We start from the raw sequence: 25,594 nt of genomic DNA, 5'->3' as shown, positions 1-25,594 counted from the left end.
AAACGCCCGCCATTCAGGGCGTTTATTATTTTATCGGAGTAAACAATCGTTCTAAGCGAGCCGTGATCATCTCTCCCATCATCGCTAGGAAATAGGTGCCTTGATCTTCCGCAAAACGATTTTCCTCACTGCCCAGCGCTAACACGCCCCACACTCGATCTTCTCCCAAAGGAATCAAACAAGTTGAAGCAATCGGCTGTTGCACCTGGGGAAACAACCCTTTCTGCCACTGCGCTTCCACCCCACCGCAAACAGGCCTTTTCGGCTGTAAAATCTCTTTTAAAGTGCTCAACCACTGTGGACTCATGCCCAGTTGATGAATCCCTGCAATCTGCTGTTGCGGCATTTCCCAGCTAAACAACGCCACATGCGGTACCGCAAATTCAGTGGTCATTTGCTGATAAATCACCTCTACTGCCTGCTGTTCATCCTGCGCCCGCATTAATTCAGCAATAAACGCACGCACTTTTTGCAATAAGTGGACATTCTCACCTGCAATATGGGTCAACATTTCGATTTCCGTCTCTAAGGTCTCTTTTTGCTGTCGTAAACTGAGCACTTGACGCTCCAATAAAGAGATTTCATGCCCCGTTGTCGGATGAGGCACCCGCATTTCATTCAACAATTCGGGCACTGCATGAAAAAACAGAGGATTTTGATAAAGATACTCAATCACCTCTTCGGCCTTAAGCTCGACGGTGGTGCGCATGTTCATGCCTCAACCAACTCCCCATTAAACACCATCACCGCTGGACCGGACATCCAGACCGGAGATTGCGGATCGCCATTCCATGCAATTTTTAGATCACCGCCTGGCAAGGTCACCGTCACTTCATCGTCCACCTCCCCTCTTTTGCGAAACACCACCATTGCCGCACAAGCACCGGTGCCGCAAGCCAAGGTCTCTGCGGCTCCGCGTTCATAAACGCGCAGCTTAATATGCTGTCGATCCACCCACTCTGCAAACCCCACATTCACTCTTTCTGGAAAACGTGAATGACTTGCAATCGCCGCACCCCACTTGTCCACTGGCACCTCTTCCACATTACTCACCCGCAACACGACATGCGGATTTCCCATCGAAACCGCCCCAATTTCAAATGTCTCGCCCAACACTTCCAATTCATACTGGTCAGATTCCGTTGGCGCTTCAAATGGCAGTGCAGCCGGTGAAAAATTGGGCACCCCCATATTAACGCGCACCCAGCCAGAGTCCTCAATGTAGAGCACAATGATGCCTGAAGCGGTCTCTACCGTAATCTCTTTTTTATCCGTCAACCCTTGCTCATAAACAAACTTGGCAAAACAGCGTGCGCCATTACCACACTGCTGCACTTCTGAACCGTCGGCATTAAAGATACGGTATTTAAAATCCACATCCGGCTGCGTTGCCGATTCCACCACTAACAACTGGTCAAAGCCAACACCAAAATGACGATCCGCCCATTGCGCAATCTGGGTACTGTCTGCTGTAAACGATTGGTGAATGCCATCAATCACCATAAAATCATTGCCCAAACCGTGCATTTTGCTAAATTTAAGTCCCATCTGTTCTCTCCTCTATTTTCAATGCTTTTTTCCATTATAATGGTAGATTTCAAATAAATGGAAATAACAAGCAAAATGATGACGCCAAAAGAGATTGTACATGCGTTAGACCAGTTTATTGTTGGACAAGCAGAGGCCAAAAAAGCGGTGGCCATCGCCCTGCGTAATCGCTGGCGCCGGAGTCAATTGCCTGAAGAGCTGCGCCAAGAAGTCACACCGAAAAATATCCTCATGATTGGGCCCACTGGTGTCGGGAAAACGGAAATCGCCCGTCGTCTCGCTAAGTTGGCCGACGCCCCCTTTTTAAAGATTGAAGCCACGAAATTTACCGAAGTAGGCTATGTGGGTCGCGATGTAGATTCCATTATTCGCGATCTCGTTGAAACCGCAATTAAAATGCAGCGCGATAAAGCGATGAAGGCCGTACAAACCAAAGCCGAAGCCAATGCAGAAGAGCGCATTCTAGATACGCTGTTACCACCTGCACGCGGCTTTGAAGAACAAAGCCATGACAATATGGCCGATACCCGTCAAAAATTTCGAAAAAAACTGCGCGAAGGACAACTGGACGATAAAGAGATTGAAATCGACCTCCAAGCGCCCATGCCACAAGTTGAAATTATGGGCATGCCTGGCATGGAAGAGATGACGCAACAACTGCAAGGTCTGTTTGAAAACTTAAATAAAGGCAAAAAACAGAAACAGCGCCTGACCATAAAAGAAGCTTTAAAGCAGTTGACAGAAGAAGAAGCGCATCGCTTGATTAATCAAGAAGAGATTAAAGCCAAAGCGTTAGAAGCGGTTGAACAAAATGGGATTGTCTTTTTGGATGAAATTGATAAGGTCGCCAAACGCCAAGAAACCAGTGGCGGTGATGTCTCCCGTGAAGGGGTGCAACGCGATCTACTGCCCTTAATTGAAGGCAATACTGTCTCCACCAAATATGGTATGGTCAAAACCGATCATATTCTGTTTATTGCCTCTGGGGCTTTCCATTTAACCAAACCCTCTGACCTCATTCCAGAACTGCAAGGCCGCCTACCGATTCGCGTCGAACTACAGTCCCTATCTGTGATCGATTTTGTGCATATTCTGACCGAACCTAAAGCCTCCTTAATTAAACAAGCCAAAGCACTGCTGGCCACCGAAGGTGTAACCATCGAATTCACTCATGATGGCATCCAACGCATTGCAGAGATTGCGCATGAGGTCAATAAAAGCACCGAAAATATCGGCGCGCGCCGCCTGCATACGGTGATGGAAAAATTATTAGAAGAGATCTCTTTCCATGCACCAGATAAAGCAGGAGAAACCGTAGTGATTGACCAAGCCTTGGTGGATGAGCGCCTGGGCGAATTGGCCAAAGATCAAGACCTATCGCAATATATTTTATAAAGTGCCGACTATGCCTAACCCGACTGAAATCAAACTTCATCAAAAATCCAAAGTGCTGGAGATCGCTTTTGACGATGGCCAGCGTTTCGAATTGCCGTGTGAATACCTGCGGGTCTATTCCCAATCGGCCGAAGTCACCGGTCATGCCCCCGGCCAAGAAGTGCTGCAAGTCGGTAAAGAGGCGGTCAATATAAATGCCATTGTCCCCGTCGGCAACTATGGGGTTCGTCTCGAATTTGACGATGGCCATGATACCGGTATCTACACTTGGGAACGGCTCTATGAGCTGGGCAAAAACCAAGAGACCTATTGGCAACATTATTTAAACCGCTTGGCACAAGCCGGGCACCAAAGGAACGCCCAATGAGCGAACAAAACAAACAGACCATCGACTTTGGATTCAGTAAAGTCCCTGTGGATGAAAAGGTGAAAAAAGTCAAAGGCGTCTTTGACTCTGTGGCTGACAAATATGACCTGATGAATGATGTCATGTCCTTAGGCATCCATCGCTTATGGAAACGGCAAACCATTGAATTAGCTGCTGTGCGTCCAGGGATGACTGTTTTAGACTTGGCAGGCGGAACTGGGGATTTCAGCAGAGCCTATGCGAAACGTGTGGGACCGACGGGCAAAGTCGTCTTGGCAGATATTAATGAAAACATGGTGCGTGTTGGACGCGACCGGCTGATTAATGCCGGTGTCGGCGACAATGTAGTCTATACCATTTCCAATGCAGAGGCCTTAAATTTCCCCGATAATACATTTGATGTCATCACCATCGCCTTTGGGCTGCGGAATGTGACCGATAAGGCGCAAGCTTTGGCAGAAATGGCACGCGTATTGAAACCGGGTGGGCAAGCTCTGATTTTGGAGTTTTCCAAAGTGACCCAGCCAATGCTGGCCAAACTGTATGACTTCTACTCCTTTAATATCCTGCCGAAAATGGGTAAAGTGATTGCCGATGATGAAGCCAGCTACCAATATCTCGCTGAATCGATTCGCATGCACCCTGACCAAGAAACGCTGAAACAGATGATGCTGGAAAATGGTTTTGATCAGGCAGAATACCTCAATCTGTCCGAAGGGATTGTCGCTTTACACAGAGGTTGGAAGTTTTAAACGCAAAAGGTGACCAAAATGACAGAATCCCCAGTCCTGCCAAGCCCAATACAAGCCTTATTGATCACCGCTATAGAGAAAACGCTCAATGGCTTAATTCAATTGGATCCATTTCATTCATTTGACGCCTTTAATGGCAAGGTCTTTCGTATTATTTTGACCGACTTTGTTGATCATGATCATGCCAGGACTGGGAAAACTGACAATTTTGGCGAATTTTTTCTGATTTTTTCGCAAAATCAAATTGCCGTACAAACCCAACTACAAGGCACGCCGGATGCAACCATTGAAACTGACCTCTATAGTCTGCAACACTTAAAATCTCATCACGGCCTAATGCGCATGACCCTCTCTGGAGATGTCGCTCTGGCAGAGCAGTTGATTGAGCAGTTTGTACGCTTAGAGCCGGATTGGGAAGAGGCTATGAGTCATTATTGTGGCGATTTTCTCGCACTGCAAATCACCCATTTCTTCCGTCAATTCAAAACATTCAGCGAAAAACAGCAGCAATATCTGAGCGAAATGATCGCCGAATATCTGCATTATGAAACCCAATTGTTGCCCACCCGCCTACAAGTTCAACATTGGCAACAGCAAGTCGAGGATACCGCACACGCGGTGGACACGCTGGAACTCAGGGTGAAAACCTTAGAAACCCTTTTATCGACTGAAAAGAGACGCTAAAGAAACCTTATGCCCATAAAACTCATTCGTAAGATTCGTCGTATTATCAAAATTAATCAAGTCCTCACCTACTATGGTCTGGATGAAATGGTGCTCTCCGACACCCGATATGCCTGGCTTATCTGGTTCAATCGCCTCTTTTTTTGGAACTGGCGCAAAAAATCGAATGACCCTCGTGGCGTGCGGATTCGTCAAGCATTTGAAGCACTTGGCCCCATTTTCATCAAATTTGGTCAAGCCCTTTCCACGCGGAAAGACTTACTCCCTGAAGACATCGCAACCGAGTTGGCTAAACTACAAGACGACTGTCCCCCTTTTGATGCGGCACAATCCATTCAATTAATTGAAACTGCTCTGAAAAAGCCTGTATCAGAGGCCTATGCTCAATTTGAAACCGAGCCGATGGCTTCCGCCTCTATTGCCCAAGTACACGCCGCCAAACTGCACGATGGCACCGATGTGGTGGTCAAAGTGGTGCGTCCCGATATTCAGCCGGTCATTGAACAAGACATTGCACTGATGTACACCTTAGCAAAAGGACTAGAGCTGGCCATTAAAGAGTCTCGGCGCTTACATCCGGTCGAAGTGGTCGAAGAGTTTGAAAAAACATTGCTAGATGAGATGGATATGATGAAAGAGGCGGCAAACGCCTCTCAGCTCCGGCGCAACTTTGAAGGCTCTGATCTGCTCTATGTCCCTGAAGTCTATTGGAGTCATACCTACGACAATGTGATGACCATGGAACGCATCTATGGCACACGCATCAGCGAAGTGGATCAATTAAAAGCACAAGGCATTGATCTGACCGAATTGTCCGCCAAAGGGGTGACCATCTTCTTTACCCAGGTGTTTAAACACAACTTTTTCCATGCGGATATGCACCCGGGGAATATTTTTGTACTGCCGGATGGTCGCTATGCCGCAATTGATTTTGGCATTATGGGCACCCTCACCCCCGAAGATCAACGCTATCTTGCCGAAAACTTCCTCGCCTTTTTTAATCGAGACTATCTGCGCGTGGCAGAACTACATATCGAATCGGAATGGGTACCTCGAGAAACGCGTGTGAATGAACTGGAGTCAGCCATTCGCGCCGTTTGTGAACCCATCTGGGATCGACCCCTTAAAGAGATCTCTTTCGGTCTCTTCTTAATGCGTCTATTTCAAACTGCCCGCCGTTTTGGTATGGAAGTGCAGCCACAACTGGTACTCTTACAAAAGACCTTGCTCAATATAGAGGGTCTGGGACGACAACTGGATGATGAACTGGATCTTTGGGAGACTGCCAAACCTTTTTTAGAAGATTGGATGCATGAGCGCGTTGGCTTAAAGAGCTTGATTAAAAGCACCCAAGCCAATCTCCCCTATTGGATTGAAAAAGCGCCGCAAATGCCGGATCTGATTTATAATACACTCAATAAAGCCGCCCACGGAGAGCTGCAGCTGCACAACCCTGAAGTGGCTGAATTGAAAAAGGCCATTGAAAAACAGAATCGCCTCATTCGTTACCGTAATCTAGGCTGGCTCAGCATTTTAGTCGGAGTTGCCCTCTCCAACAACTATGACTACATGCAATATCAATGGGTCTTCTATGCTGCCGGTCTCTATTTCTTAGTTAAAAAATAAATGTGACTTGTCGCCTCTATTTTAAAGGTACTGAAAAAGGTGACAAGCGCGCGTGCGCGCACTAAAATAAATCAAATGAATCTTCGCCGGACATATGTTGGGCAAATTATTTGAAGGATATAAACAACCATGAGCTGTCAAGATAAACACACCTATTCCACTTTTTGCCGAAGCGTCAATGATGCACTTAAAGAACCCATGTTTTTTGGACAAAATGTGAATGTGGCACGCTATGACCAACAAAAATATCCGATTTTTGAAAACTTAATTGAAAAGCAATTGAGTTTTTTTTGGCGACCTGAAGAAGTAGACTTAGCCACGGATCGTGCGGACTATGCGCGCCTACCCGAAAACGAGAAACATATCTTTATCAGCAATATCAAGTATCAAACGCTGCTCGACTCCGTTCAAGGTCGCTCCCCCAATGTGGCACTGCTCCCGCTGGTCTCCATTCCCGAACTCGAAACCTGGATTGAAACTTGGTCCTTTTCGGAAACCATTCATAGCCGATCTTACACCCATATTATTCGCAATATTGTGACCAACCCCTCTGAGGTTTTTGAAGACATTGTTAATAATGATGAGATTGTAGAACGTACGGTGAGCGTTACAGAATATTATGATGAATTGATTTTCCTCACCAATCAGATGTATGCCAATAAAATTGATTTGGACAAAGACGACGATTTCCGTAAGCAGATTAAAACCGCGCTTTATTTAACGCTCATGTCAGTGAATGTGCTCGAAGCGATTCGTTTCTACGTCTCTTTTGCCTGTAGCTTCGCTTTTGCCGAACGCTCTTTAATGGAAGGCAATGCCAAAGTGATTCGCCTGATTGCACGTGATGAAGCGCTGCACCTCTCCGGCACTCAGCATATGCTTAACCTCTTAAAAGAGGGCAAGGATGACCCAGAATTTGTCGCCATTGCACAAGAGCAGGAAGAGAAAGTCAAAGAGATCTTCCGTCAAGCGGCTGATCAAGAGAAGCGTTGGGCCGATTACCTGTTTAAAGATGGCTCTATGATTGGACTCAATGCCTCGATTCTTAAAGAATATGTGGAATATATCACCAATATCCGCATGAAGGCGCTGCACCTTGCGCCGTTATTCCCTGCGCGCAGTAACCCTCTCCCCTGGATGAATAACTGGCTGGTCAGTGATAATGTACAGGTTGCTCCGCAAGAGTCGGAAATCAGCTCATACCTTGTCGGGCAAGTCGATAGCCATGTGGAAACCGATGACTTTAGTGATATCTCCCTATAACTTTCAACTAAGGTGCCTTTAATTGACTACGCAAACGGCCCACACGCCAGAGGCTGAACTGCAGAATGCACTAAAGTTTCTCAACTTGGAAGTGAGCAAACAGCTGTTGCTTTTAGAACAGGCTATCAGAAGTGGTGAAAAACCCCTTCTAAAGGCCAGTTTACAAACACTCGACTATATCAACAATCATACCATTAGCTTGCAACAACGTTGCTTAGCGCTCTTTCAACAAGAGAATGATCAACAAAAGCTGTCGCCCGAAGAGATTCAGACCTATCAAAAAATTGGATTTCATTTACAAGCTTTCTCCCTTAAGCTGGCGCAAATTACGCGTGAGATTCAAGCCCTCCCCAAAATAAAACCTTTACAAAAAAAAGGCATCGCTGAAACTTTAAATCTGCTGAAAATCGGACTGAACCTCATTTTACCGGCCTTGGAAATGCAAGACCGTAAAATGGCCACTAATATCTGCCGCTTGCGATTACGAATTGCCTACCTGAGCAAACAGACCGAAAAAAAATTAACGCAAAAACTGCATCAACAGGCTAAAAAATGCCATACCACCGATGCTAAAAAACAGAGTCTTAAACTCATTAACACCTTACGCTTAATGTTGATCGTCGATCATTTAGATGAAGCCAGCACGGTCTTACTTCGCATCGGTGAAGAGATTCTCTCCCTACAATTAGGGCAGCCGCTGCAATTTGAGCAAATTCAAACCCTCGCTGAATTGCTTGACCAATTGGATGAATTTAACGAAACGCAATCTGTCTCCCCAACCGTTACCCCGATCTCAGAAACCAAGTCGGGCTGCACCATTTCCGGTGTCATGCTACCTGAAACTCCTTCAGAGCCTCCCCAAATTCAAGCCATCTTCAAAGAAGGCAGTCGTCAAAAATTAGAAGAAGAAAAGGCAGGGGTAGAAGCGTGGCATAAAAAATTTCCAGGGATTGCCCCCCAACTCCTTTCTTACCATAAAAAAGGCAGCAAGGCGGCACTGCTGTTTGAATACCTGTCCGGTGAAACTTTTGAATACTATATCCAACACCGAAAGGGCAGACAGCTCAACCAAGGTCTACAAACACTCTTTTCCTTGCTGACGGAAATCTGGCAAGAAACTCAGATTGATGAGCCTCGCCCCATGTTTGCCATGCGCCAACTGCGACGCCGGCTAAATGCCATTTTCCATGTCCATCCAGCGTTCAAAAACTGGCAATCTGCAGATAGCCAAACACCCATCGAAACCTTAATTAAACGCGCTGAAAAGTTAGAAATTCGCATCAAACAGCCACCCGCGGTCTATATTCATGGGGATTTTAATGTGGATAATATTCTCTATGATCCAGTAGAAAATAAAGTGAGTTTTATCGATCTCCACCGCAGCCGTTATGCAGACTATGTGCAAGACCTCAGCAAGCTCATTGTCTCTGCCTATCGAATCATGAATTTCCATCCCAAAGTGCGACAACTGATTGGAGAACTGATGCAACAGACCTATCAATTTGGCGCAGAATATGCCAAACAGACAGATGACAGCACCTATGCCATTCGCATGGCATTGGGATTAGCGCGCAATTACCTCACCTCGACTCGATTTGTGCTCGATGAAACCCATGCCACTGAGATGTTCCAGCGTGGCTTAAATCTGCTGGATCAAATTGTTCACTTAGACAAACATCAACGCAAACAGTACCAAATTCCTCCACAATTTTTAGAAGGTTAGGCCTATGGCGACTTCCCCCTTAAAAATTGGCATCGTGGGCATACCAGGAAAATGGTCCACCGAAGTATTGGCGGATGCAATTGAAAAGCGCACTGGCTTTCGGTTAGTGATTGATATTCAAAGAGTTACGACAGAGCTAACCACGCAAAAGGTACATTATAAAAAACACAATCTCTGCGAATTAGACGCCATTATTGTTAAAAAAATCTCGTCACATTACTGCCCCACTATGATGGATCGCATTGAAATATTACGTTTTGTGGAAAGTTGTGGCGTGCGTGTCTTTTCCAAACCTGAGAATATTTACCGAACGGTTAATCGATTAAGCGGTACCATCACACTGATGAGCGGGAAAATCCCCATGCCCCCCACGACCCTGACCGAAAATATCGATGCGGCACTGAAAGCCGTAGAGACCTATCAACAGGCGATTTTAAAACCGATGTTTTCCACCAAAGCACAAGGCATGACGGTTCTTAATGCCAAAAATTCGAGTAAAATCTTACGTCAACAGCTCAAAAACTTTAAAAAGCAACACGGTTATTTCTACATTCAGAAACGCCTGAAACTGCCCGGTCACGATTTGGCGCTTATCTTTTTAGGCGGTGAATATCAAGGCGCTTACGCTCGCCTTTCAGGGGGGAAAAGTTGGAATACCACCATTCAAGCCGGTGGCAAATATGCACCTGCACAGCCATCCGATGAGATGATTGCTGCAGCCAGCAAAGCCTGCAAACTGTTTGGACTCGACTTTACCACAGTGGATATGGCCGAAACAGAATCTGGATTTGTCTGTTTTGAGGTCTCCGCTTTTGGCGGCTTTAGAGGTGCAAAGGAAGGGTTGAGCCTCGATATGGCTCAAGCTTATGCGGATTATGTCATTGAGAAAATGAAAGATTAACAACAGTTGTTGATTCCCATGCTATCGCATGGGAATCTAAAAATTCCGCTTAGTCGGCGTGCGCGTGATGCACTTCAATTAAGGCTTCGATGTTGTCTTGCATAACAAATACATTGCTATATCCCATCATCTCTAAGTACCCCATCACTCGGTTGGCAAACCAAGCCTTGAGGCAACCTACAACAATTGGTGACGTCTTATCTTCAGGTAAAAGATCCAAATAATCTGCAAATTGCGTATAAGGGGTATAAAAAGCATTCATAATTCCCGCTTCTTGCGCATTTTCACCGCTCACTTTTGACTCTGGACGTACATCCAAAAGAATCGCGCCTACATCCATTAACAGCTCGCGCGTTTTATGCAGATCAACCATACCCAAATTGTCTTTTTGCACATCATTTTCAATAATGGTTGCTAAATTTTCTGTAGCCATTTTTCTCTCCTTTTCGATTTTTAAATTAACTTAACTGCTTTATTAAATATAGGGATACCGGCCCTAAAATTCAATGCGCTAAAGAGAAGATTTTGCTTTCACCCCAAAATGAATATGATCTAGCATAACCATCTGCGCCCACCCAATTTGGGTGAGGTTATTGCCAACGATTGCAAGGGTTGCGCCTTTAACCGGCACTAAGGCGCCTTGGAAACCAGACTGTTTAAAAGCCTCCATCTCTGAAACCGTCACCTTTGGCAACATAATCACCGTCACCGGTCCACTGAAACTTTGAATGACCAAATGCAATCCTTTAATCCCCCCAATACGGCATTCGGAGACATGGGTCACAAAATCCATCGGCTGCGCTAAACTGGCACCATAGGCAGATAATTCTGCCCGTAATTGCTTTTCACTCACCTTTTGTGAGGCGTGAATCAGCTCCGGATGTCTCTGGACATGAGTCACCACCGCTTGCTCAATTTCGACTCGCTTCTGGTGATCGTTCAATGAGAGAGATTGAGGCATCAGCACCACTATCAAGATAAAAGACGCTAGGGCGCTGCCCGCCACCCAATAGACTTTTTCTCTTGCAAGCTTGGACTGGATGCCTTGTATCGCTTTTTGTAGATTATGCCAACTGAGCGTAACCACTGTTTTTAAGCATCCGATAACCGTATTTTCAGACGGTACGGTTTGCAATAAAATTTTATCTGCTAGCCTTTCCGGCACAGGCACACTGTTTAGTGTCTCTTTAAGCTGCTGGTTCATTTTTCGGGCTTTTTGTACCTTCTGTTTTTGTTCTGGATGCGCCATTAAATACGCCAATAGCGCCTCATCCAACTGTTCAGGATCCTGCATTAACCTCTGATGAAAGGTAAAGGTATCAAGGGCTTCTATGGAAGAAGAATCTTGAGTTCTATTCTGTTTCTCTTCAGCATGCATTTTACTTTTCTCTTACCACTTTATCTTCAGGGGAGGTTTTAAAAGCTTGTTTCACTTTCTGACGTGCACGAAACAGTCGCGTATTAATGGTTGCTTGGGATTCTCCAAGCTGTTGTGCAATTTCCGTATTGGTCAACCCCATAATTAACTGCAGCAAGAGTGGTTCTTTATACTTTTCTTCCAACCGCATCACCGCTTGATACAGTTGCTGCTGTTCTAAATTTTCCAATGGGCCTCGTTCAACGCCCTCTTCAGCCAAAGCTTCCTCCAATTCCAAAACGACTGGTGAATATTTCTCAAATCGCCGTGCATTTTCTCTTCGAACAATGGTCAACAGCCAAGCTTTGGCCGATTTATCCTCTTGCAGCTGATCAATTGAGCGCCAAGCGCGTAAAAAAGACTCTTGCACCAAATCTTCTGCAATCGTCTGGTTTTTACTTAACCAAAAGGCATAACGATACAAATCGGTACTATAGGTGCGCACCAATTGTTCAAAAAATTTGCGTTTATCTTGCATCTTGCACGCCTCTGATTAAATCAATTAAGGGAGTCGTGTAATAGACCGTCACATCCAATTTTTATTTCACTTGAATACAGATTCTACCATGGGGATAAGAGACCTCAATCGGTACTTCAAACAGCTGGCTTAAGGTTTCACTCTGCAACACTTCTGGCACCGAACCTTTGGCCAGCAGACGCCCCCTTTGCAAGCCCAAGCATTCATCTGCCCACTGACTGACCAGATGCAAATCGTGCAGAATCATCACCACCCCAACCCCTCTATCCGCAAGCTGCCGAATCTGCTGTCCAACCTGTTTTTGATGTTTTAAATCCAACCCTTCAGACCACTCATCTAATAACAGCCAACTTTGATCAAATTGTTCAGGAGAGAGCTGGGCAAACACCCGTGCCAACTGTACCCGCTGCTTTTCACCCCCAGAAAGCGTTAGGTAACTATGATCTTTTAATGCGCCTAAATCAAAATCGTCCAATAGTGCCTGTAAACGTTGTTCGCGTTGTGAATTGGAAAGGTTCCCGCTTTCCAACCCCAAAGCCACCACCTCTGATACCGTAAAGGGAAAGGCGAAATCGACGCCCTGCGTTAATACCGCTCGATATTCGGCCAACTCTGGAATGGGCCATTGAGTCAACGGTCGTCCTTGAAAGCACACCTCCCCTTCCGATGGCAACAAATCACCACTTAAACAGTGTAATAGGGTACTTTTTCCGGCACCATTGGTTCCAATAATTGCCGTAATCCTGCCGGGTTGAAAAGCATAATCAATCCCTTGTAACAAGCGTTGATCCGCCACCTTAACGCCTAGATGATTAACGACAAAGCCATTCGCAGAAGCGGTCATATCCCCACACTCACCGACTTAATTAAGGCAAACACCGACTGGCCAACTTTCAATTGCAACCGTTCACAAGAATAAGCGGAGATTTCTGCATAAAATATTTGCTGATCCGGCAATATAAGCTTCACCCACACCTTATGCTCCGGTTGCGGAATCAATGCCTCAATTTTTGCTTGTAAGTGATTCACAATACTTAATGCCTGCGGTTCAACCAATGCCACCCCCACATCTTTAGCGAAAATTTGCAGGCGAACGGTTTGTGTTTGCGTTTTGCTTCGATCGCTACTGGGCAGCCAAAGACATTGCTGGCCCACCTGCACCGCCTGCATACCGGGTAATGACTGACCAGGATGGCTCTGCCATTGACCCTGCAAAACAGAGACGGCGCCTTGATGGTCAAATAAAGGTGAATCAGGATCCGACAAGGCTTCCTGCAAGCGACACATTTTTTCCACCCGACCGGCGTTCATCATCAACAGGTGATCGGCCAACCGCAAGACCTCATCTGGAGAGTGCGTAATCAATAAAATCGGAATCTTATCTTCCTCTGCCACCTGCTTAATTAGAGGAATGAGCGCATTTTTACTCTGCCAATCCAACGCCGACATGGGTTCATCTAACATCAAAATTTTGGCCTTAGCCAGCAGTGCCCGAGCCATCGCCACTCTTTGAACCTGGCCCCCAGATAAGGTGTGAGGATACTGGTGTAATAAAGGCTGAAGCTGAAAGCGCTCAATCCAAGCTTCTACAGGTGATGAAATGGCTTTTGCACGTTTAATGGCATAGGCGAGATTTTGTTGTACAGTTAAGTGCGGTAGCAGTCCACCATCTTGAAACACCATGCCAATCCGTCGCAAATGCACCGGTTTAAAAAACCCCGCCTGCTGCCAAACCTCTTCCCCAAACCGAACTTCACCTTCGGCTTTTTCCAAACCAGCAATCGCCCGCATCAAACTCGATTTTCCGCACCCAGAGGGACCAAAAATGGCCGTCACCCCCGATAACGGTAGAGATACCTGGCCGGTATGCAGTTGAAAATCCTGATAGTGTAGCGATAAATTGAAACTGAGCATCATCAACGTGGCCTTGAGGGCGCCATAAATCGATGGTTAATCGCATAAAACAGCGCCAAAATCAGGAAAGAGAACCCCAATAAGATGGCTGATAAACGGTGAGCCGCTTCATAATTGAGCTCTTGTGTATAATCATATATGGCAATCGAGACCACCTTCGTCTCTCCAGGAATGGAACCGCCCAACATAATAACCACCCCAAATTCACCCAGCGTGTGGGCAAACACGATCACCAATGCCGACAAAACGCCAGTACGAATTAAAGGCAAAATCACGGTAAAAAAACGATCGATCGGACCGGCGCCTAAAGTGGCCGCAGCCTGAATCGGTGTTTTTGGCATGGTCGCTAAAGCATCCCGCAGAGGCTGAACAGCAAAAGGCAGTGAATAGAGAATAGAACCGATTAAAATTCCTTCAAAACTAAAAGCCAAATGATGAAATCCCCAGTCCTGAAGGGTTTGACCGACCCAACCATGAGGCCCTAATGCGATCAACAGATAAAATCCTAATACCGCCGGCGGAAGCACCAAGGGTAAAGCCACCACGGCTGAGACCAAAGTTGACCATCGAGAGTGCGAAAACGCCAACCACCACGCTAATGGAAAGCCTAAAAACAGAAGAATGCCACTGGTATAGGTCGCCAACTTTAAGGTGAGGACAATACTCTGCCACTCATCATGACTCAGTCCCAATCCATCCATTACTGCACTTCAAATCCATATTTTTTCATCACCCTTTTAACCTTCTCGGTTTGCATAAATTGCGCAAACTGAAAAGCCAAGGGGTTGTATTTACCGTGCTGGGTCACAATATAAGCCTGCTTGAGTGGCTGATACAAATTTTGTGGAATCAATCCATAGTGTCCTTGTCGCGAAAGTTGAGGACTTAAGGCCAAAGACAAAGCAATGATCCCAATCTTCGCGCCTCCCATCTCAATCATCTGCGCGGTTTGAGCAATATTTTCTCCCATCACTAATTTAGGCTTCACTGCTTGCCAAACCCCGACTGCCTGAAGCGCTTGTTTCGCTCTCAAACCGTAAGGGGCATGTTTCGGATTGGCAATCGCGATACGTCGAAACTGAGGCGTGGCCAGCGCTTTTAAAGAGACCTTTGACGCATCCACTTCCCGACTCCAAAGCACAATCTTACCCATGGCATAAAGCTTAGGCTCAGTTGCAGCCAAACCTTTTTTCACTAATCTTTGCGGATATTCAATGGAAGCAGAAAAATAGAGATCATAAGGCGCACCATTCTCAATCTGCTGCGCAAATTTTCCCGATGAACCATACACCATATTCAACCTATTGCCGGGAAACTGCTGTAAAAACAGCTGGCGAATATCAGACATGGCAAACTTCAAATCGGAAGCGGCCGCAATCGTCAAACTGCCTGCTTGAGCGGAAAAACTGATGATAAGCCCCAATAGAGCGGCGATAATTTTTCGATCGTCCTGCACGCTAAAATCTCCCATTTAAAAGCATTACCTCAAATGCGTCATCGCACTCACTCAGTACAAAGCAATCCGAAGTCTTTCTATTGTATCCCAAAATAGAAATCAAGGCGGGGTTGGGCAGGTTTTTAGAAGCGCAGACGTTTTATTTAGAGAATAAAAAACCCGTTGAAAAACGGGCTTTTTAGAATTTGGCTCCCCAAGCTGGACTCGAACCAGCGACATACGGATTAACAGTCCGGTGTTCTACCAACTGAACTATTGGGGATTAGTGTTTTCAGCTGTATCGCTTGATGAGTGGGTATTATAGGGAAATTTTTATGGGGTGCAACTTTTTTTTAAAAAAATTACACCCTCATTTCAAACTGTCTTATCCCTTCCTCAAACGATCCGGCTTATATAGACTTTTTACAGAAGTAAAAATCTGCACACTCATATTCATCTGACTCTAAGCGTGCTTTTGCTTCTTCAGTCGTAGCAGGTGGAGGAACAATGACTTTCTCTCCAGGCTGCCAATTTTCTGGTGTGGCCACGCCGTTCTCATCTGCAGTTTGAATCGCTGTCAATAGACGCACAAACTCATCAATTGAACGGCCATTGCTCATTGGATAATAAACCATTGCGCGCAATATACCTTCAGGGTCAATAATGAAAGTGGCACGTACGGCTGAAGTATCCGCTGCGCCAGGATGAATCATGCCATAAGCATTCGCCACTTTCATATCAAGATCGGCAATAATTGGGAACTCAATGTCAACCCCAAAGTGCTGTTTAATATTAAGAATCCAAGCATTATGCGAATGCACTGAATCAATTGAGAGTCCCAATAATTCACAATTGAGTGCATCAAACTGTGCTTTATGATTCTGGAATGCCATAAACTCTGTCGTGCAGACAGGTGTAAAATCGGCAGGGTGTGAAAATAAGATCAACCACTTGCCACGATAATCTTCCAATTTTTTGACTCCATGGGTGGTAACCGCTTCAAAGTGTGGGGCAGGCTCATGAATTCTAGGTAGTCCAGCAACTTGATTTTCCATCTTGTACGCTCCTTTCTCTTGATTAAACTCAGGGTGAATGTCTATTCGACCTCTCTATTATGGCGCTGTAAATATTATTTTCAACCTATCAAATTGAGTTTGTTAATTGTTTTTTTCTATTGAGAAAATTGTCAAAATTTTTCACTTTTCCACTTGAAAAAAACAAGAACATCACCAAATAAGGAAATGCAGGAAACAATTGATTTTAAAAAGAAGAAGGAGGTACATGATGAGCTTAGTTGTTAAGAATTTTGACCCATTTAAAGAGTTACGTGAACTTGAACAGCGTTTTGCACAATGGCAACCCGCCTTAGCGAGTGATACCAATGTCACCAGCTTTGTGCCAGCAGTGAATACACGTGAAGATGATAAAAATTACTATATTGAAATTGACTTGCCAGGCGTGAAGAAAGAAGACATTAATGTCGAATTAAATGACAATAAATTAACGGTTTCTGGTGAACGTAAACACAAAGAAGAGGTGAAAAAAGAGGATTACTATCTAGTGGAAAGCACTTTTGGTAAATTCCAACGCACTTTCACTCTGCCTGAAAATGTTGATGCAGAACACATTGAGGCAAAAGAAGAGAATGGTGTTGTGGAAATCGTCATTCCAAAAGTGAATGAGCCTGACGTTTCAAAACGCATCGAAATCAAATAATTTCAATCCCATTAAAAGCGGCCTAAGTGCCGCTTTTTTATTTTTGTCTTTCCGCTTCAGGCACTCTCAAGGCCAACTGTGCAGACGCATAGTGTAAATCCGCCACCTTTTCATACTGCATAGGTGCCTGACCTTGTCTAATTTCAGCGGCTAAAGCTTCGACACCCTGTTTAAGCGCTTCTAAGTAATCCGCCCAGCGGTTGCAACCTAAAGGATACTGAGCCGCAAAATGCTCTCCCGCCTGTCGAGCTTTTTCTTCTTTTTGTGCCAACTTTTCGATTTCTTTACTAAAAACTTTAACGGATGGCTTTTCGGGCAATAGCCCCTCTTCTTTGACGACCGCTTCAAATTTAACCCCTTCGGCATGCAGCTGTCCAAAGCCGAGTCCAGCCACCTTTTCCAGCACTTCACTGGGATCTTCATCCATATCGGGAAATAGATAAGTGGCCAATTGCGGCGCTTGCAGCGTCTCCCCTAGCAGATCTTTAATCGATGGTCGTCCAGTTTTGTAATCCAGCAATAACGTCTCTCCCATTACCTGATCGACGCGATCCACCTTAATGCGAAACCGCAACCCGGCGATCTCCACCTCTTTACCTTGTTCTGTCTGCAGGACCTCAAAGCTTGGCCGTGTTTTTTCCAACTGCAGCCACTCCATGATCAACTGTAAAAGACGCGCTCGCTCAATCTGCAAATAATGCGTCGCAAAATAATCCTGATAAGGCGCCAAAGCCTTATCCAATAACGCTACCACGGCTTCTTGCAATGCTTCTACTGTCAAACTGAATAAAGCACCCTGTGTTCGATATTTTGCCCAGAACTTTTCCAGTACCTCATGCACAATTTCGCCCTGAAAATTGGCTTGAATTCCCTCTTCCACCGCCCGCAAACCATAACGTGCCCCCAGGCGATAGTCCAATAACGCCATCAATGGGCATTTACGGTGGGCATCCAGAATACCGGTTCCGCCAGAGACAAGCGATCCCATTGCCATTTCAGGCGCTTGATCATCAACCACATAATCTAACGGCACCGCTTGCTGCTGTTGACGAATCAATAGGGTTTGATAATCTTGTGGCGAGTAAACAGATGCCTCGGTAAAAGCCCCACGCGCTAAAAGCGGGGAAATTAAATATTCTGCCGAGCCAATCTGCTTGGCATAACTCCAAACCGAACACGGGGCACTGTTAAGTAAGCGCTCTGTCACCTGTAGCGCATATTCATGCTCTTTTTGCGCCGTGCTGCGCGGCAGGTGGTGCTGTCTCTGTATCGCCATCGGCAAAAACGGATTTGGATTGGCTGGGCGTGGCCAGACTTCATCCTGCATCCCCAATACCCACAGCGCATCAAAAGTCTGTCCGCCCGCTTCCAACATACCCATTAATTGAATCGGTGGCTGACCAAGCGTTTCCACCTGAAATAGGGTTTCTGACAACTGTCGATGCAATAAACGCAACCACGCTTGAACCGATCGTCCCGCCTGCCCGTCACTGCCTACATCATACAGTCGTGCAAACTGTTGCAGCACCGCTTCAAACTTCTGCTTCTGCTGAAAAGCAACCGTATCCAGACTGCGCCCCTGACCCCAACCACTCTGAGCTAAGGTGTCATGCACCCGTTCCACAAAGGTTTTAGCAGAAATGGGCGCTTGCGGCGCGCGCGCTTTCAGCTGTTGTTGTAATGCGGTTTTTAATTCGGGGGTAAAGGTTGCAAACTGCTTTTCAGCGGCCTTGAGGAGTTTCGGCCATTTAAAATGCGGCCACTGCTTTTCACGCAAAGCCACATCCAGCTGATGACGCGCGCCGCGCTCGGCTGAGCCCAAACCGGTAAAGGGTGAAGTCAACCAGCGACTCCATAAGGTGTAATCCACCGACTGCCAGGGCAATAAAAACAGCTGCAACGTATCTAAAGCGTTCTGAATCAGTGGCAGCGCCGTCATCGGCTCCCCCAACGAAATATTATAAAAAGTCGCTGGGTGATCTAAATCCCACTGCTGTTTGAGTTGTTGCCGAGTCTCATCCGGCAACTGTAAGATCACCGCTTCCAAGGCACTGATAAACCCACTTGCATACTCTGAAACCTGTGGCGCCACCAAGGTGATTTTCGGCAACGTGGCTTGCGCATCTGAAAGGGCTTCAATCAACTGTTGTACGCTCCATACCGCTGCCTGCTGAATTTCGTTCAGCGGATCGGTCGCCGCATAAATTGCTATCTGCTGAGGTTCAACACTTGGGTTTTGCTGCTGTAGTTGTCCCCCCTGCGCCTCAAACCAATCCAACAATTTGTTGAGGAAAGGTGTCCGCTCATCAAAACCGACCAACACCCAATTTTCCATTGGAATCCCTGGCAGGACTGGGGATTCTGGCATTTTTTGCCATTTTTTTAACGCTGCAAGGATTTCCAGTTTTTGTATCGTGCCATCCCAAAGGTTTTGCTGTTGTAAGGTTTCCAAATAGGCAAATAAGGTTCGCTGGAACAGCTGCCATTCAGGTGTTGCATAACCAATTTCAAAAGCCTTGACCGCCTCTAATGGCGTTTGATTTTCTGGAAGTTCCGTCAAACACCACTCGGCCCATAACTGCCACGCCTCGTATAGCTGCTTCGCCGTGGCCGCGGTATTCATCAATACCACCTCTTGACGTTGACACTCTGCCTCCAGCGCCTTCTCCCACAACAAAACCGCCTCAAAATCAGACAGAATCCGTTTCGGTAAAGCCTCAAATAGCGGTTGCTCCGTTGGCAAAAACAACAGCGTTTGGTAGAGCTGCTGCCACCATTGAGACAAACTGGTCACCATCGGCAATGTGACCACCGACGGCTGTGCCCCCTGTTCAAGCGCCCACTGCTGTTTTAACTGCTGGCTGAGACGGCTATTGGGGGTAAGATAGATTTTTTGATTGGTCATCTGCTGCAACTCAAGTAGAATAGTTTTTATTGTAAAAACAATATTGCAAAAAGGAAACCTCATGAATCAAGAAGAACTCGATTTGCATATGGAAGAACACTATGTGCACCGTATGGGTTGGTTGCGCGCTGCCGTCTTGGGCGCCAATGATGGCATTATCTCCACCACCAGTGTGATCGCTGGGGTCATTGCTTCAGGTGCCAGCACCCATGATATTTTAGTCGCAGGTGTCGCCGCTGCCGTAGCCGGTGCGATGTCGATGGCAGCAGGTGAATATGTCTCGGTCAGCTCACAAGCTGACAGTGAGCAAGCAGACTTAGCCCGAGAACAATATGAATTTGAACATAATTGGGAACATGAATTAGAAGAGTTGGCTTTGATTTATCAACAACGCGGCTTAAGTGAAGCGCTGGCGATGGAAGTGGCTAAACAGTTAATGGAAAAAGATCCCCTTGAAGCGCACGCCCGAGATGAACTTGGCATCACCGAAACCAATAGCGCTAACCCCATTCAAGCCGCCTTAGCTTCTGCCGCTTCTTTTTCGATTGGGGCCATACTCCCTGTTATTCTGGTGGTTTTATTACCCTTAGACAAAATGACACTGGCTGAATCGGGCTTTATCATTTCTGCGATTGCAGTGCTATTACTTTCCTTACTGGGCGCAATGGCGGCCAAAGTCGGTGGGTCAAGTATGATTAAAGGTGCCCTTCGTGTTGGCTTCTGGGGCGCAGCGGCCATGGCCGTCACCGCCTATGTCGGCTCTTTGTTTCATGTACCGCTTTGAGTATAATGTCTTATTTATTTTAAACTTTGTAAGGAACGGATAATGGATTTAGAGCAAGCGCGGTTTTTTATGGTTGAACAGCAAATTCGGCCTTGGGAAGTGTTAGACCCCAAAGTATTAGATTTATTTCACGCCATTCCTCGACACGACTTTGTTGCGGAAGACCAGATTAACCTTGCTTACTCGGATATTGAACTCCCTCTGCCTCATGGACAAAATATGCTCCATCCCAAAGTGGAGGCGCGGATGCTACAAGCTTTGGATATTGATGAGGAAGAATCTGTTTTGGAAATTGGTACCGGTAGCGGCTTTGGCACGGCCCTCTTAGCCAGCCTAGCGAAAACGGTCACCACTGTTGAGCTCTATCCAGAGCTACAAGCCACCGCCAAACAGCGATTAGAGCACTTTGCGAATATCGATTATCATATCGGCAATGCGATTAAAGATTGGAATGATGGACAGCAATACGATGCCATTATCCTTACCGGTTCCGTTGCTGAAGTGCCTCAACGTTATTTAGAAAAGCTGAATTTAGGCGGGCGCCTAGTGGTGACCACTGGGGCAGAGCCCATTATGACCTCCCAACTCTATACTCGAATCAGTTATGATGAATGGGATCAAGAGGACCTATTTGAAACCGTGATGACTCCTCTTATAGATGCAGAGCCCAAAGAGACCTTTATCTTTTAAAGAGACATTGTGTCAAGATTGTTGTGTCCTGCTAAAATTTTAGCAGGACTGATACCCGACCTAATGCTATTGTTTTATGCGCCCCATTTTCCCAAACGCAATAAAACGCAGGGCAAAATAAGCCCCAAAAATACTTAACAACACCATCAAAATTGGCAGCTGTTTCCATTTGGCAAAGAAAGTTTCACCTTCATAAGGCTGAACTTGACCTTTTAAAACGCCAAATTGATAGGGAGGTATTTGCTGTTTAATCTGACCTTTAATATCCACTATCGCCGTAAGACCGGTATTCGTGGCTCGCGCAAATTCGCGTCCCAATTCCAAAGCCCGCATCTGCACCTCTTGCAACTGCTGCGCAGGTTCTAAAGTGTGCGCAAACCAGGCATCATTGCTGATGGTAATCATCAATTCCGCTGGGGGGATTAATTCCGCCAACTCCTCTCCAAAAGCTGTTTCGTAACAGATCGACAACCCGACTTCATGGCCTGCCAACTTCATCGTCTTCGGCGGATAAGCCCCTTTGGTAAATTGAGAAAAGGGAATATCAAACAGCTGAGTTAAGGCATAAAAGGCGTCACTCAGGGGAAAGTATTCACTAAAGGGAACCAGATGGTGCTTACGGTACTCTTGTGCTGGATGATGAAAATTCACAATGGCATTATAGTAATGAATATGATCCGCTTCTCGGGTAATAATGCCAGCAATAATATCGGTCTCCAACAGCTGCGCATCTTGAATAAACTGTTTCAACGCCCCCTTGGCCACCACATCATAATAAGCCGGCACGGCGGTCTCCGGCCAAACGACAATATCGGCATCCAAATTCTGTTTAGTGGCTGTCACATACTTTTTTAAGGTTGGGAAAAAGGCCTGGTTCTCCCACTTTTGGTCTTGTGGAATATTGCCCTGAACCAAAGCCACTTTGATCGGTTCGCCTTTCGGCTTCACCCACTGCACCTCTTGCAAAGCCGAGCCCCCCAGCCAAATAACGGCCATAATCAAGCTCGCGCCAGTCCAGGCCTGACGTGTGATCATCCACAAAATTGCCCCCGCAGAGATCGCCAACACCCAGCTGACACCCAGCACACCAAAAACTGGGGCATAGCCATCCAACCAGGTGCCCACATGAGACGTCCCAAAAATTAAAAAAGGGAACCCCCCAAACAGCGTAGAGCGCAACCACTCAACTAAAACCCAAACTGCAGGAAACAGCACCACATAAGAAATACTGGTCAATCTAGGATGATAAAACGCCCTGGCTAAAGCGCCTGCCAAACCCATATAAAGCGAGAGAAAAAGAATAAAAATCAGTGTCGCTAAAATCGCTAAAGGCAAAGCGACATGCGAATAAATATAGATGCTCGAAAAGAGCCAACTGACACCCAAACCGAACAGTCCCAAGCCAAACCATAACCCAATTTTAAACGCCTGTTTCGCCGTCTCAGCTTGCCCCCACAACCAAAACAGTCCAATCAAACTGAGTAACGCTGCGGGCGCAAATTCAAAGGGTGCAAAGGCAAGGACCGCAAAGCCCCCTAAGGCAAAAGCTTTCCCTTCTGCGCGCTTGGGATTAAACAGGGAAAAAAAACGGCTTAACCCTCCGCGCTTGTCTTTCGAGGGACGTCTTTGACGCAGTCGTTCTGCAGGAAGGTTCACGATTGCGCCTCAGGCTGGGTTTCTAGAGGCTGTACTTTAAACAGCTCTGCCCGTCTTTGATCCGCTTTGAGGACTTCAATATTAAATTGCGCTAGCTTGAGCTGTTCACCTTTTTGTGGAATATGTCCTAACTGCTTGGCCACCCATCCGCCCAGTGTTTCGACATGTTCATCTTTTAATTGCACATGAAAGAACGCATTAAACACCTCTAAAGGGGTCGTCGCTTGCACCTGATAGCCCCCTTGATGATATCTCTGAATATATTCATTTTCATCATCGTGCTCATCTTCAATTTCACCGACAATCTGCTCTAACACATCTTCAATCGTCACTAGACCCGCCACTGCGCCATACTCATCCACCACAATGGCCATATGATTCCGGCTCGCTTTAAACTCTCTGAGTAAAACATTCAAGCGTTTACTTTCAGGTACGAGCATCGGCGCGCGATAAATGGCTTTTAAATCTTCTTCGCTCTGCAAGGTATTTTTCACGACCGCTCGCAACACATCTTTGGCCAACAGAACGCCCACCACTTCATCCCGTGCTTCGTTTAACACTGGATACCGAGAATGAGAACTGTCCAACATCACTGCCAACACCTCATCCAGCGGCTGGGATTCCTCTAAAAACACCATCTGCGCTCGGGAAACCATCACCTCACGCACGCGTGTTTGTGAAACTTCCAATACCCCTTCAATCATCTGGAGCGCATCCCGATCAATGACCTGATCGACTTCTGCGGTTTTTAATATCTCAATCAAATCTTGGAGACACTTAGGCCTGCCTGAAAATTTTTTACAGATTTTTTGCAACCAGTTTAGGCGACTTTTTTCGTCACTCATGGGGGGTAGACGCTCCTTTGAGTAAATAGGGATTTTCAAAACCGAGCTGAGATAAGATCTGTATTTCCAGTGCTTCCATCTGTTCGGCTTCCGCTTCTGTCATATGATCCAGCTCTTGCAGATGGAGCATGCCATGCACCACCATATGCGCCCAATGGGCGGTTAAAGATTTCTGTTGACTGTGCGCTTCTTGCGCCACCACCTCGGCGCAGACCACCAAATCCCCTAAATAAGGTACTGGCTCTGCCAACCCGACAGGCTGCTCAAAAGGAAAAGAGAGCACATTGGTGGGACGGTCTTTTTGTCGATAGGTGCGATTCAAAGTTTGAATTTCATTCGGATCGACAATTCTGAGCGTCACTTGCCAATCCGATGGTTGATTTTCAGGTAAGAGTGCGGCCTGCCCCCATTGCTGTGCTTGCTCAAAAGTGGGGATGGGTTGTGGCTCAATCGCCCACTGCATTTCCAGTTCAATCATTCACTGTTCCCTGTCTGCTGGACGTGACTTTCATAACGTTTTTGCCGATCTTGAGCCGCTCTTTTATCAAACGCATCATACGCTTGCACAATCTTCTGTACCAATGAATGGCGAACCACATCTTTTGCTTGGAAAAAAGTAAAGCCGATATCTGGCACCCCTTCCAGCACTTCAATTGCATGCCGCAAACCTGACTTTTGCTGCCTGGGAAGATCGCACTGCGTAATATCCCCCGTAATCACCGCTTTTGACCCAAAACCGATACGGGTTAAGAACATTTTCATCTGTTCTGTGGTGGTATTTTGCGCCTCATCCAACAACACAAAAGATTCATTTAGCGTGCGTCCGCGCATAAAGGCTAGAGGCGCGATTTCAATCACATTTTTCTCAATCAAACGCTCCACATTTTCAAATCCCAGCATCTCAAATAGCGCATCAAACAGCGGCCGTAGATAAGGATCCACTTTTTGACTGAGGTCTCCAGGTAAAAAGCCCAACTTTTCCCCCGCTTCCACTGCAGGGCGGGTCAAAATAATGCGCCGCACGGTTTCATTTTCCAATGCTTGCACCGCACACGCCACTGCCAGATAGGTTTTCCCCGTTCCGGCAGGTCCAATGCCAAAATTGATGTCATGCTTTTGAATGGTTTCAATATATTGAGATTGATTAGGGTTGCGCGTTTTTAATACCTTACGGCGCAGCTTAAGTATTTTCTGCTGCTGCGAGGCCGGTAGCGCTTCATCAAATCCCAAGGTATGCAATCTAAGATGCACCTGGTCAGGCGTCAAGGTTTCTTGTTGCGCCATTTGATACAGATCCAACAGCACCTGTTCAGCGGTGACCAAGCGCTCTGCCAAGCCGGTCACATGAAAGTCAAAGCCCAAATTATTGATTTCGACTCCAAGCCGAAGCTCTAATTGAGACAGATGCTCATTGTGCCAACCACACAGATTCTGTAAGGCTTCATTATTCTCTGGCGTGAGTTTAAAGTGGATACGATGCAGCGTAGTCAAAGAA

The 25,594-nt window shown here is 46.3% G+C and carries 26 protein-coding genes and 1 tRNA gene; 11 read left to right on the top strand and 16 right to left on the bottom strand.

Features of this window, described 5'->3' with window-relative positions; genetic code table 11:
- Positions 1-25: 25 nt before the first annotated feature.
- Together ACYQ05_RS00750 and dapF are read right to left on the bottom strand one after the other, a co-directional pair.
- Positions 26-715, bottom strand: a complete 690-nt coding sequence (locus ACYQ05_RS00750; protein WP_459817542.1) for a DUF484 family protein — start codon at positions 713-715, stop codon at positions 26-28.
- Positions 712-1,548 carry a diaminopimelate epimerase gene (dapF, locus tag ACYQ05_RS00745; RefSeq protein WP_459817541.1) on the bottom strand — a complete coding sequence of 279 codons (837 nt, stop codon included), beginning with the start codon at positions 1,546-1,548 and terminating at the stop codon, positions 712-714. Before dapF ends, ACYQ05_RS00750 begins: the two co-directional genes overlap by 4 nt.
- 75 nt (positions 1,549-1,623) lie before the next feature.
- Between dapF and hslU the strand changes: the two genes are divergently transcribed.
- From hslU to ACYQ05_RS00705, 8 genes are all read left to right on the top strand, one after another.
- The gene (gene hslU / locus ACYQ05_RS00740; protein ID WP_459819018.1) at positions 1,624-2,943 is read left to right on the top strand and encodes an ATP-dependent protease ATPase subunit HslU; all 1,320 of its coding nucleotides are present in this window, start codon (positions 1,624-1,626) and stop codon (positions 2,941-2,943) included.
- 10 nt (positions 2,944-2,953) lie between these two features.
- Entirely contained in the window at positions 2,954-3,310 is a 357-nt protein-coding gene (locus ACYQ05_RS00735) for a gamma-butyrobetaine hydroxylase family protein (RefSeq protein ID WP_459817540.1), read from the top strand.
- Positions 3,307-4,062 (top strand): bifunctional demethylmenaquinone methyltransferase/2-methoxy-6-polyprenyl-1,4-benzoquinol methylase UbiE, encoded by a 756-nt coding sequence (gene ubiE, locus ACYQ05_RS00730; protein WP_459817539.1) that lies wholly within the window; start codon positions 3,307-3,309, stop codon positions 4,060-4,062. Before ACYQ05_RS00735 ends, ubiE begins: the two co-directional genes overlap by 4 nt.
- 18 nt (positions 4,063-4,080) lie before the next feature.
- Positions 4,081-4,746: a ubiquinone biosynthesis accessory factor UbiJ gene (locus tag ACYQ05_RS00725; RefSeq protein WP_459817538.1), complete on the top strand. Its 666-nt coding sequence runs from the start codon at positions 4,081-4,083 to the stop codon at positions 4,744-4,746.
- 9 nt (positions 4,747-4,755) lie between these two features.
- Positions 4,756-6,372, top strand: a complete 1,617-nt coding sequence (gene ubiB, locus ACYQ05_RS00720) for a ubiquinone biosynthesis regulatory protein kinase UbiB (protein ID WP_459817537.1) — start codon at positions 4,756-4,758, stop codon at positions 6,370-6,372.
- A 129-nt stretch (positions 6,373-6,501) separates the two neighbouring features.
- Positions 6,502-7,635 carry a class Ia ribonucleoside-diphosphate reductase subunit beta gene (nrdB, locus tag ACYQ05_RS00715; protein ID WP_459817536.1) on the top strand — a complete coding sequence of 378 codons (1,134 nt, stop codon included), beginning with the start codon at positions 6,502-6,504 and terminating at the stop codon, positions 7,633-7,635.
- A gap of 22 nt (positions 7,636-7,657) precedes the next feature.
- Positions 7,658-9,358, top strand: a complete 1,701-nt coding sequence (locus ACYQ05_RS00710) for an aminoglycoside phosphotransferase family protein (RefSeq protein WP_459817535.1) — start codon at positions 7,658-7,660, stop codon at positions 9,356-9,358.
- 4 nt (positions 9,359-9,362) lie between these two features.
- On the top strand, positions 9,363-10,259 hold the full coding sequence (locus tag ACYQ05_RS00705) for a GAK system ATP-grasp enzyme (protein ID WP_459817534.1): 897 nt from the start codon (positions 9,363-9,365) through the stop codon (positions 10,257-10,259).
- 49 nt (positions 10,260-10,308) lie between these two features.
- On the opposite strand, the gene ACYQ05_RS00700 is transcribed toward ACYQ05_RS00705, so the two are convergent.
- From ACYQ05_RS00700 to ACYQ05_RS00660, 9 genes are all read right to left on the bottom strand, one after another.
- On the bottom strand, positions 10,309-10,692 hold the full coding sequence (locus tag ACYQ05_RS00700; RefSeq protein WP_459817533.1) for a rhodanese-like domain-containing protein: 384 nt from the start codon (positions 10,690-10,692) through the stop codon (positions 10,309-10,311).
- Between the two features lie 78 nt (positions 10,693-10,770).
- Complete coding sequence (locus ACYQ05_RS00695) at positions 10,771-11,637, bottom strand: DUF3379 family protein (protein WP_459817531.1); 867 nt, start codon at positions 11,635-11,637, stop codon at positions 10,771-10,773.
- Position 11,638: 1 nt separating this feature from the next.
- Positions 11,639-12,154: a sigma-70 family RNA polymerase sigma factor gene (locus ACYQ05_RS00690; protein ID WP_459817530.1), complete on the bottom strand. Its 516-nt coding sequence runs from the start codon at positions 12,152-12,154 to the stop codon at positions 11,639-11,641.
- A gap of 61 nt (positions 12,155-12,215) precedes the next feature.
- Complete coding sequence (locus ACYQ05_RS00685; RefSeq protein ID WP_459817529.1) at positions 12,216-12,998, bottom strand: heme ABC transporter ATP-binding protein; 783 nt, start codon at positions 12,996-12,998, stop codon at positions 12,216-12,218.
- The gene (modC, locus tag ACYQ05_RS00680; RefSeq protein ID WP_459817528.1) at positions 12,995-14,071 is read right to left on the bottom strand and encodes a molybdenum ABC transporter ATP-binding protein; all 1,077 of its coding nucleotides are present in this window, start codon (positions 14,069-14,071) and stop codon (positions 12,995-12,997) included. Before modC ends, ACYQ05_RS00685 begins: the two co-directional genes overlap by 4 nt.
- The gene (gene modB / locus ACYQ05_RS00675; RefSeq protein WP_459817527.1) at positions 14,071-14,769 is read right to left on the bottom strand and encodes a molybdate ABC transporter permease subunit; all 699 of its coding nucleotides are present in this window, start codon (positions 14,767-14,769) and stop codon (positions 14,071-14,073) included. The genes modC and modB overlap by 1 nt, the downstream gene beginning before the upstream one ends.
- Positions 14,769-15,539, bottom strand: coding sequence for a molybdate ABC transporter substrate-binding protein (modA, locus tag ACYQ05_RS00670; protein ID WP_459817526.1), 771 nt, complete (start codon positions 15,537-15,539; stop codon positions 14,769-14,771). Before modA ends, modB begins: the two co-directional genes overlap by 1 nt.
- Positions 15,540-15,710: 171 nt before the next feature.
- Positions 15,711-15,786: transfer RNA gene (locus ACYQ05_RS00665), tRNA-Asn, on the bottom strand.
- Positions 15,787-15,913: 127 nt separating this feature from the next.
- Positions 15,914-16,558 (bottom strand): peroxiredoxin, encoded by a 645-nt coding sequence (locus tag ACYQ05_RS00660; RefSeq protein WP_459817525.1) that lies wholly within the window; start codon positions 16,556-16,558, stop codon positions 15,914-15,916.
- Between the two features lie 229 nt (positions 16,559-16,787).
- On the opposite strand from ACYQ05_RS00660, the gene ACYQ05_RS00655 reads away from it, so the two are divergent.
- Positions 16,788-17,219 carry an Hsp20/alpha crystallin family protein gene (locus ACYQ05_RS00655; RefSeq protein ID WP_459817524.1) on the top strand — a complete coding sequence of 144 codons (432 nt, stop codon included), beginning with the start codon at positions 16,788-16,790 and terminating at the stop codon, positions 17,217-17,219.
- A 37-nt stretch (positions 17,220-17,256) separates the two neighbouring features.
- On the opposite strand, the gene ACYQ05_RS00650 is transcribed toward ACYQ05_RS00655, so the two are convergent.
- Entirely contained in the window at positions 17,257-20,124 is a 2,868-nt protein-coding gene (locus tag ACYQ05_RS00650) for a PD-(D/E)XK nuclease family protein (RefSeq protein WP_459817523.1), read from the bottom strand.
- A gap of 61 nt (positions 20,125-20,185) precedes the next feature.
- Between ACYQ05_RS00650 and ACYQ05_RS00645 the strand changes: the two genes are divergently transcribed.
- Both ACYQ05_RS00645 and ACYQ05_RS00640 read left to right on the top strand, forming a co-directional pair.
- Entirely contained in the window at positions 20,186-20,908 is a 723-nt protein-coding gene (locus tag ACYQ05_RS00645) for a VIT1/CCC1 transporter family protein (protein ID WP_459817522.1), read from the top strand.
- A gap of 42 nt (positions 20,909-20,950) precedes the next feature.
- Entirely contained in the window at positions 20,951-21,598 is a 648-nt protein-coding gene (locus ACYQ05_RS00640; RefSeq protein WP_459817521.1) for a protein-L-isoaspartate O-methyltransferase family protein, read from the top strand.
- A 66-nt stretch (positions 21,599-21,664) separates the two neighbouring features.
- Here the strand turns inward: ACYQ05_RS00640 and lnt are convergent, their stop codons facing one another.
- The 4 genes from lnt to ACYQ05_RS00620 are packed head-to-tail and all read right to left on the bottom strand — an operon-like array spanning position 21,665 to position 25,590.
- Positions 21,665-23,254, bottom strand: a complete 1,590-nt coding sequence (gene lnt, locus ACYQ05_RS00635) for an apolipoprotein N-acyltransferase (RefSeq protein WP_459817520.1) — start codon at positions 23,252-23,254, stop codon at positions 21,665-21,667.
- Positions 23,251-24,099: a CorC family transporter gene (locus ACYQ05_RS00630; RefSeq protein WP_459817519.1), complete on the bottom strand. Its 849-nt coding sequence runs from the start codon at positions 24,097-24,099 to the stop codon at positions 23,251-23,253. Before ACYQ05_RS00630 ends, lnt begins: the two co-directional genes overlap by 4 nt.
- Positions 24,092-24,577, bottom strand: coding sequence for an rRNA maturation RNase YbeY (gene ybeY / locus ACYQ05_RS00625; RefSeq protein ID WP_459817518.1), 486 nt, complete (start codon positions 24,575-24,577; stop codon positions 24,092-24,094). Before ybeY ends, ACYQ05_RS00630 begins: the two co-directional genes overlap by 8 nt.
- Entirely contained in the window at positions 24,574-25,590 is a 1,017-nt protein-coding gene (locus ACYQ05_RS00620; RefSeq protein WP_459817517.1) for a PhoH family protein, read from the bottom strand. Before ACYQ05_RS00620 ends, ybeY begins: the two co-directional genes overlap by 4 nt.
- Between the last annotated feature and the right edge of the window lie 4 nt (positions 25,591-25,594).

It is taken from the genome of Galenea microaerophila, from assembly GCF_054657255.1.
Note: the sequence above shows the minus strand (reverse complement) of the source record. Positions and strands in the feature narration are given on the sequence as shown.

Coding starts and splice junctions, on each gene's coding strand:
- ACYQ05_RS00630 (WP_459817519.1), bottom strand. CDS start 24,099: ATGAGTGACGAAAAAAGTCGCCTAAACTGGTTGCAAAAAATCTGTAAA.
- ACYQ05_RS00750 (WP_459817542.1), bottom strand. CDS start 715: ATGAACATGCGCACCACCGTCGAGCTTAAGGCCGAAGAGGTGATTGAG.
- ACYQ05_RS00660 (WP_459817525.1), bottom strand. CDS start 16,558: ATGGAAAATCAAGTTGCTGGACTACCTAGAATTCATGAGCCTGCCCCA.
- modC (WP_459817528.1), bottom strand. CDS start 14,071: ATGATGCTCAGTTTCAATTTATCGCTACACTATCAGGATTTTCAACTG.
- ACYQ05_RS00735 (WP_459817540.1), top strand. CDS start 2,954: ATGCCTAACCCGACTGAAATCAAACTTCATCAAAAATCCAAAGTGCTG.
- nrdB (WP_459817536.1), top strand. CDS start 6,502: ATGAGCTGTCAAGATAAACACACCTATTCCACTTTTTGCCGAAGCGTC.
- ACYQ05_RS00650 (WP_459817523.1), bottom strand. CDS start 20,124: ATGACCAATCAAAAAATCTATCTTACCCCCAATAGCCGTCTCAGCCAG.
- ubiE (WP_459817539.1), top strand. CDS start 3,307: ATGAGCGAACAAAACAAACAGACCATCGACTTTGGATTCAGTAAAGTC.
- ACYQ05_RS00640 (WP_459817521.1), top strand. CDS start 20,951: ATGGATTTAGAGCAAGCGCGGTTTTTTATGGTTGAACAGCAAATTCGG.
- modB (WP_459817527.1), bottom strand. CDS start 14,769: ATGGATGGATTGGGACTGAGTCATGATGAGTGGCAGAGTATTGTCCTC.
- ACYQ05_RS00725 (WP_459817538.1), top strand. CDS start 4,081: ATGACAGAATCCCCAGTCCTGCCAAGCCCAATACAAGCCTTATTGATC.
- ACYQ05_RS00645 (WP_459817522.1), top strand. CDS start 20,186: ATGAATCAAGAAGAACTCGATTTGCATATGGAAGAACACTATGTGCAC.
- ACYQ05_RS00690 (WP_459817530.1), bottom strand. CDS start 12,154: ATGCAAGATAAACGCAAATTTTTTGAACAATTGGTGCGCACCTATAGT.
- ACYQ05_RS00700 (WP_459817533.1), bottom strand. CDS start 10,692: ATGGCTACAGAAAATTTAGCAACCATTATTGAAAATGATGTGCAAAAA.
- modA (WP_459817526.1), bottom strand. CDS start 15,539: ATGGGAGATTTTAGCGTGCAGGACGATCGAAAAATTATCGCCGCTCTA.
- ACYQ05_RS00655 (WP_459817524.1), top strand. CDS start 16,788: ATGAGCTTAGTTGTTAAGAATTTTGACCCATTTAAAGAGTTACGTGAA.
- ybeY (WP_459817518.1), bottom strand. CDS start 24,577: ATGATTGAACTGGAAATGCAGTGGGCGATTGAGCCACAACCCATCCCC.
- dapF (WP_459817541.1), bottom strand. CDS start 1,548: ATGGGACTTAAATTTAGCAAAATGCACGGTTTGGGCAATGATTTTATG.
- ACYQ05_RS00695 (WP_459817531.1), bottom strand. CDS start 11,637: ATGCATGCTGAAGAGAAACAGAATAGAACTCAAGATTCTTCTTCCATA.
- ACYQ05_RS00705 (WP_459817534.1), top strand. CDS start 9,363: ATGGCGACTTCCCCCTTAAAAATTGGCATCGTGGGCATACCAGGAAAA.
- hslU (WP_459819018.1), top strand. CDS start 1,624: ATGATGACGCCAAAAGAGATTGTACATGCGTTAGACCAGTTTATTGTT.
- ACYQ05_RS00685 (WP_459817529.1), bottom strand. CDS start 12,998: ATGACCGCTTCTGCGAATGGCTTTGTCGTTAATCATCTAGGCGTTAAG.
- ubiB (WP_459817537.1), top strand. CDS start 4,756: ATGCCCATAAAACTCATTCGTAAGATTCGTCGTATTATCAAAATTAAT.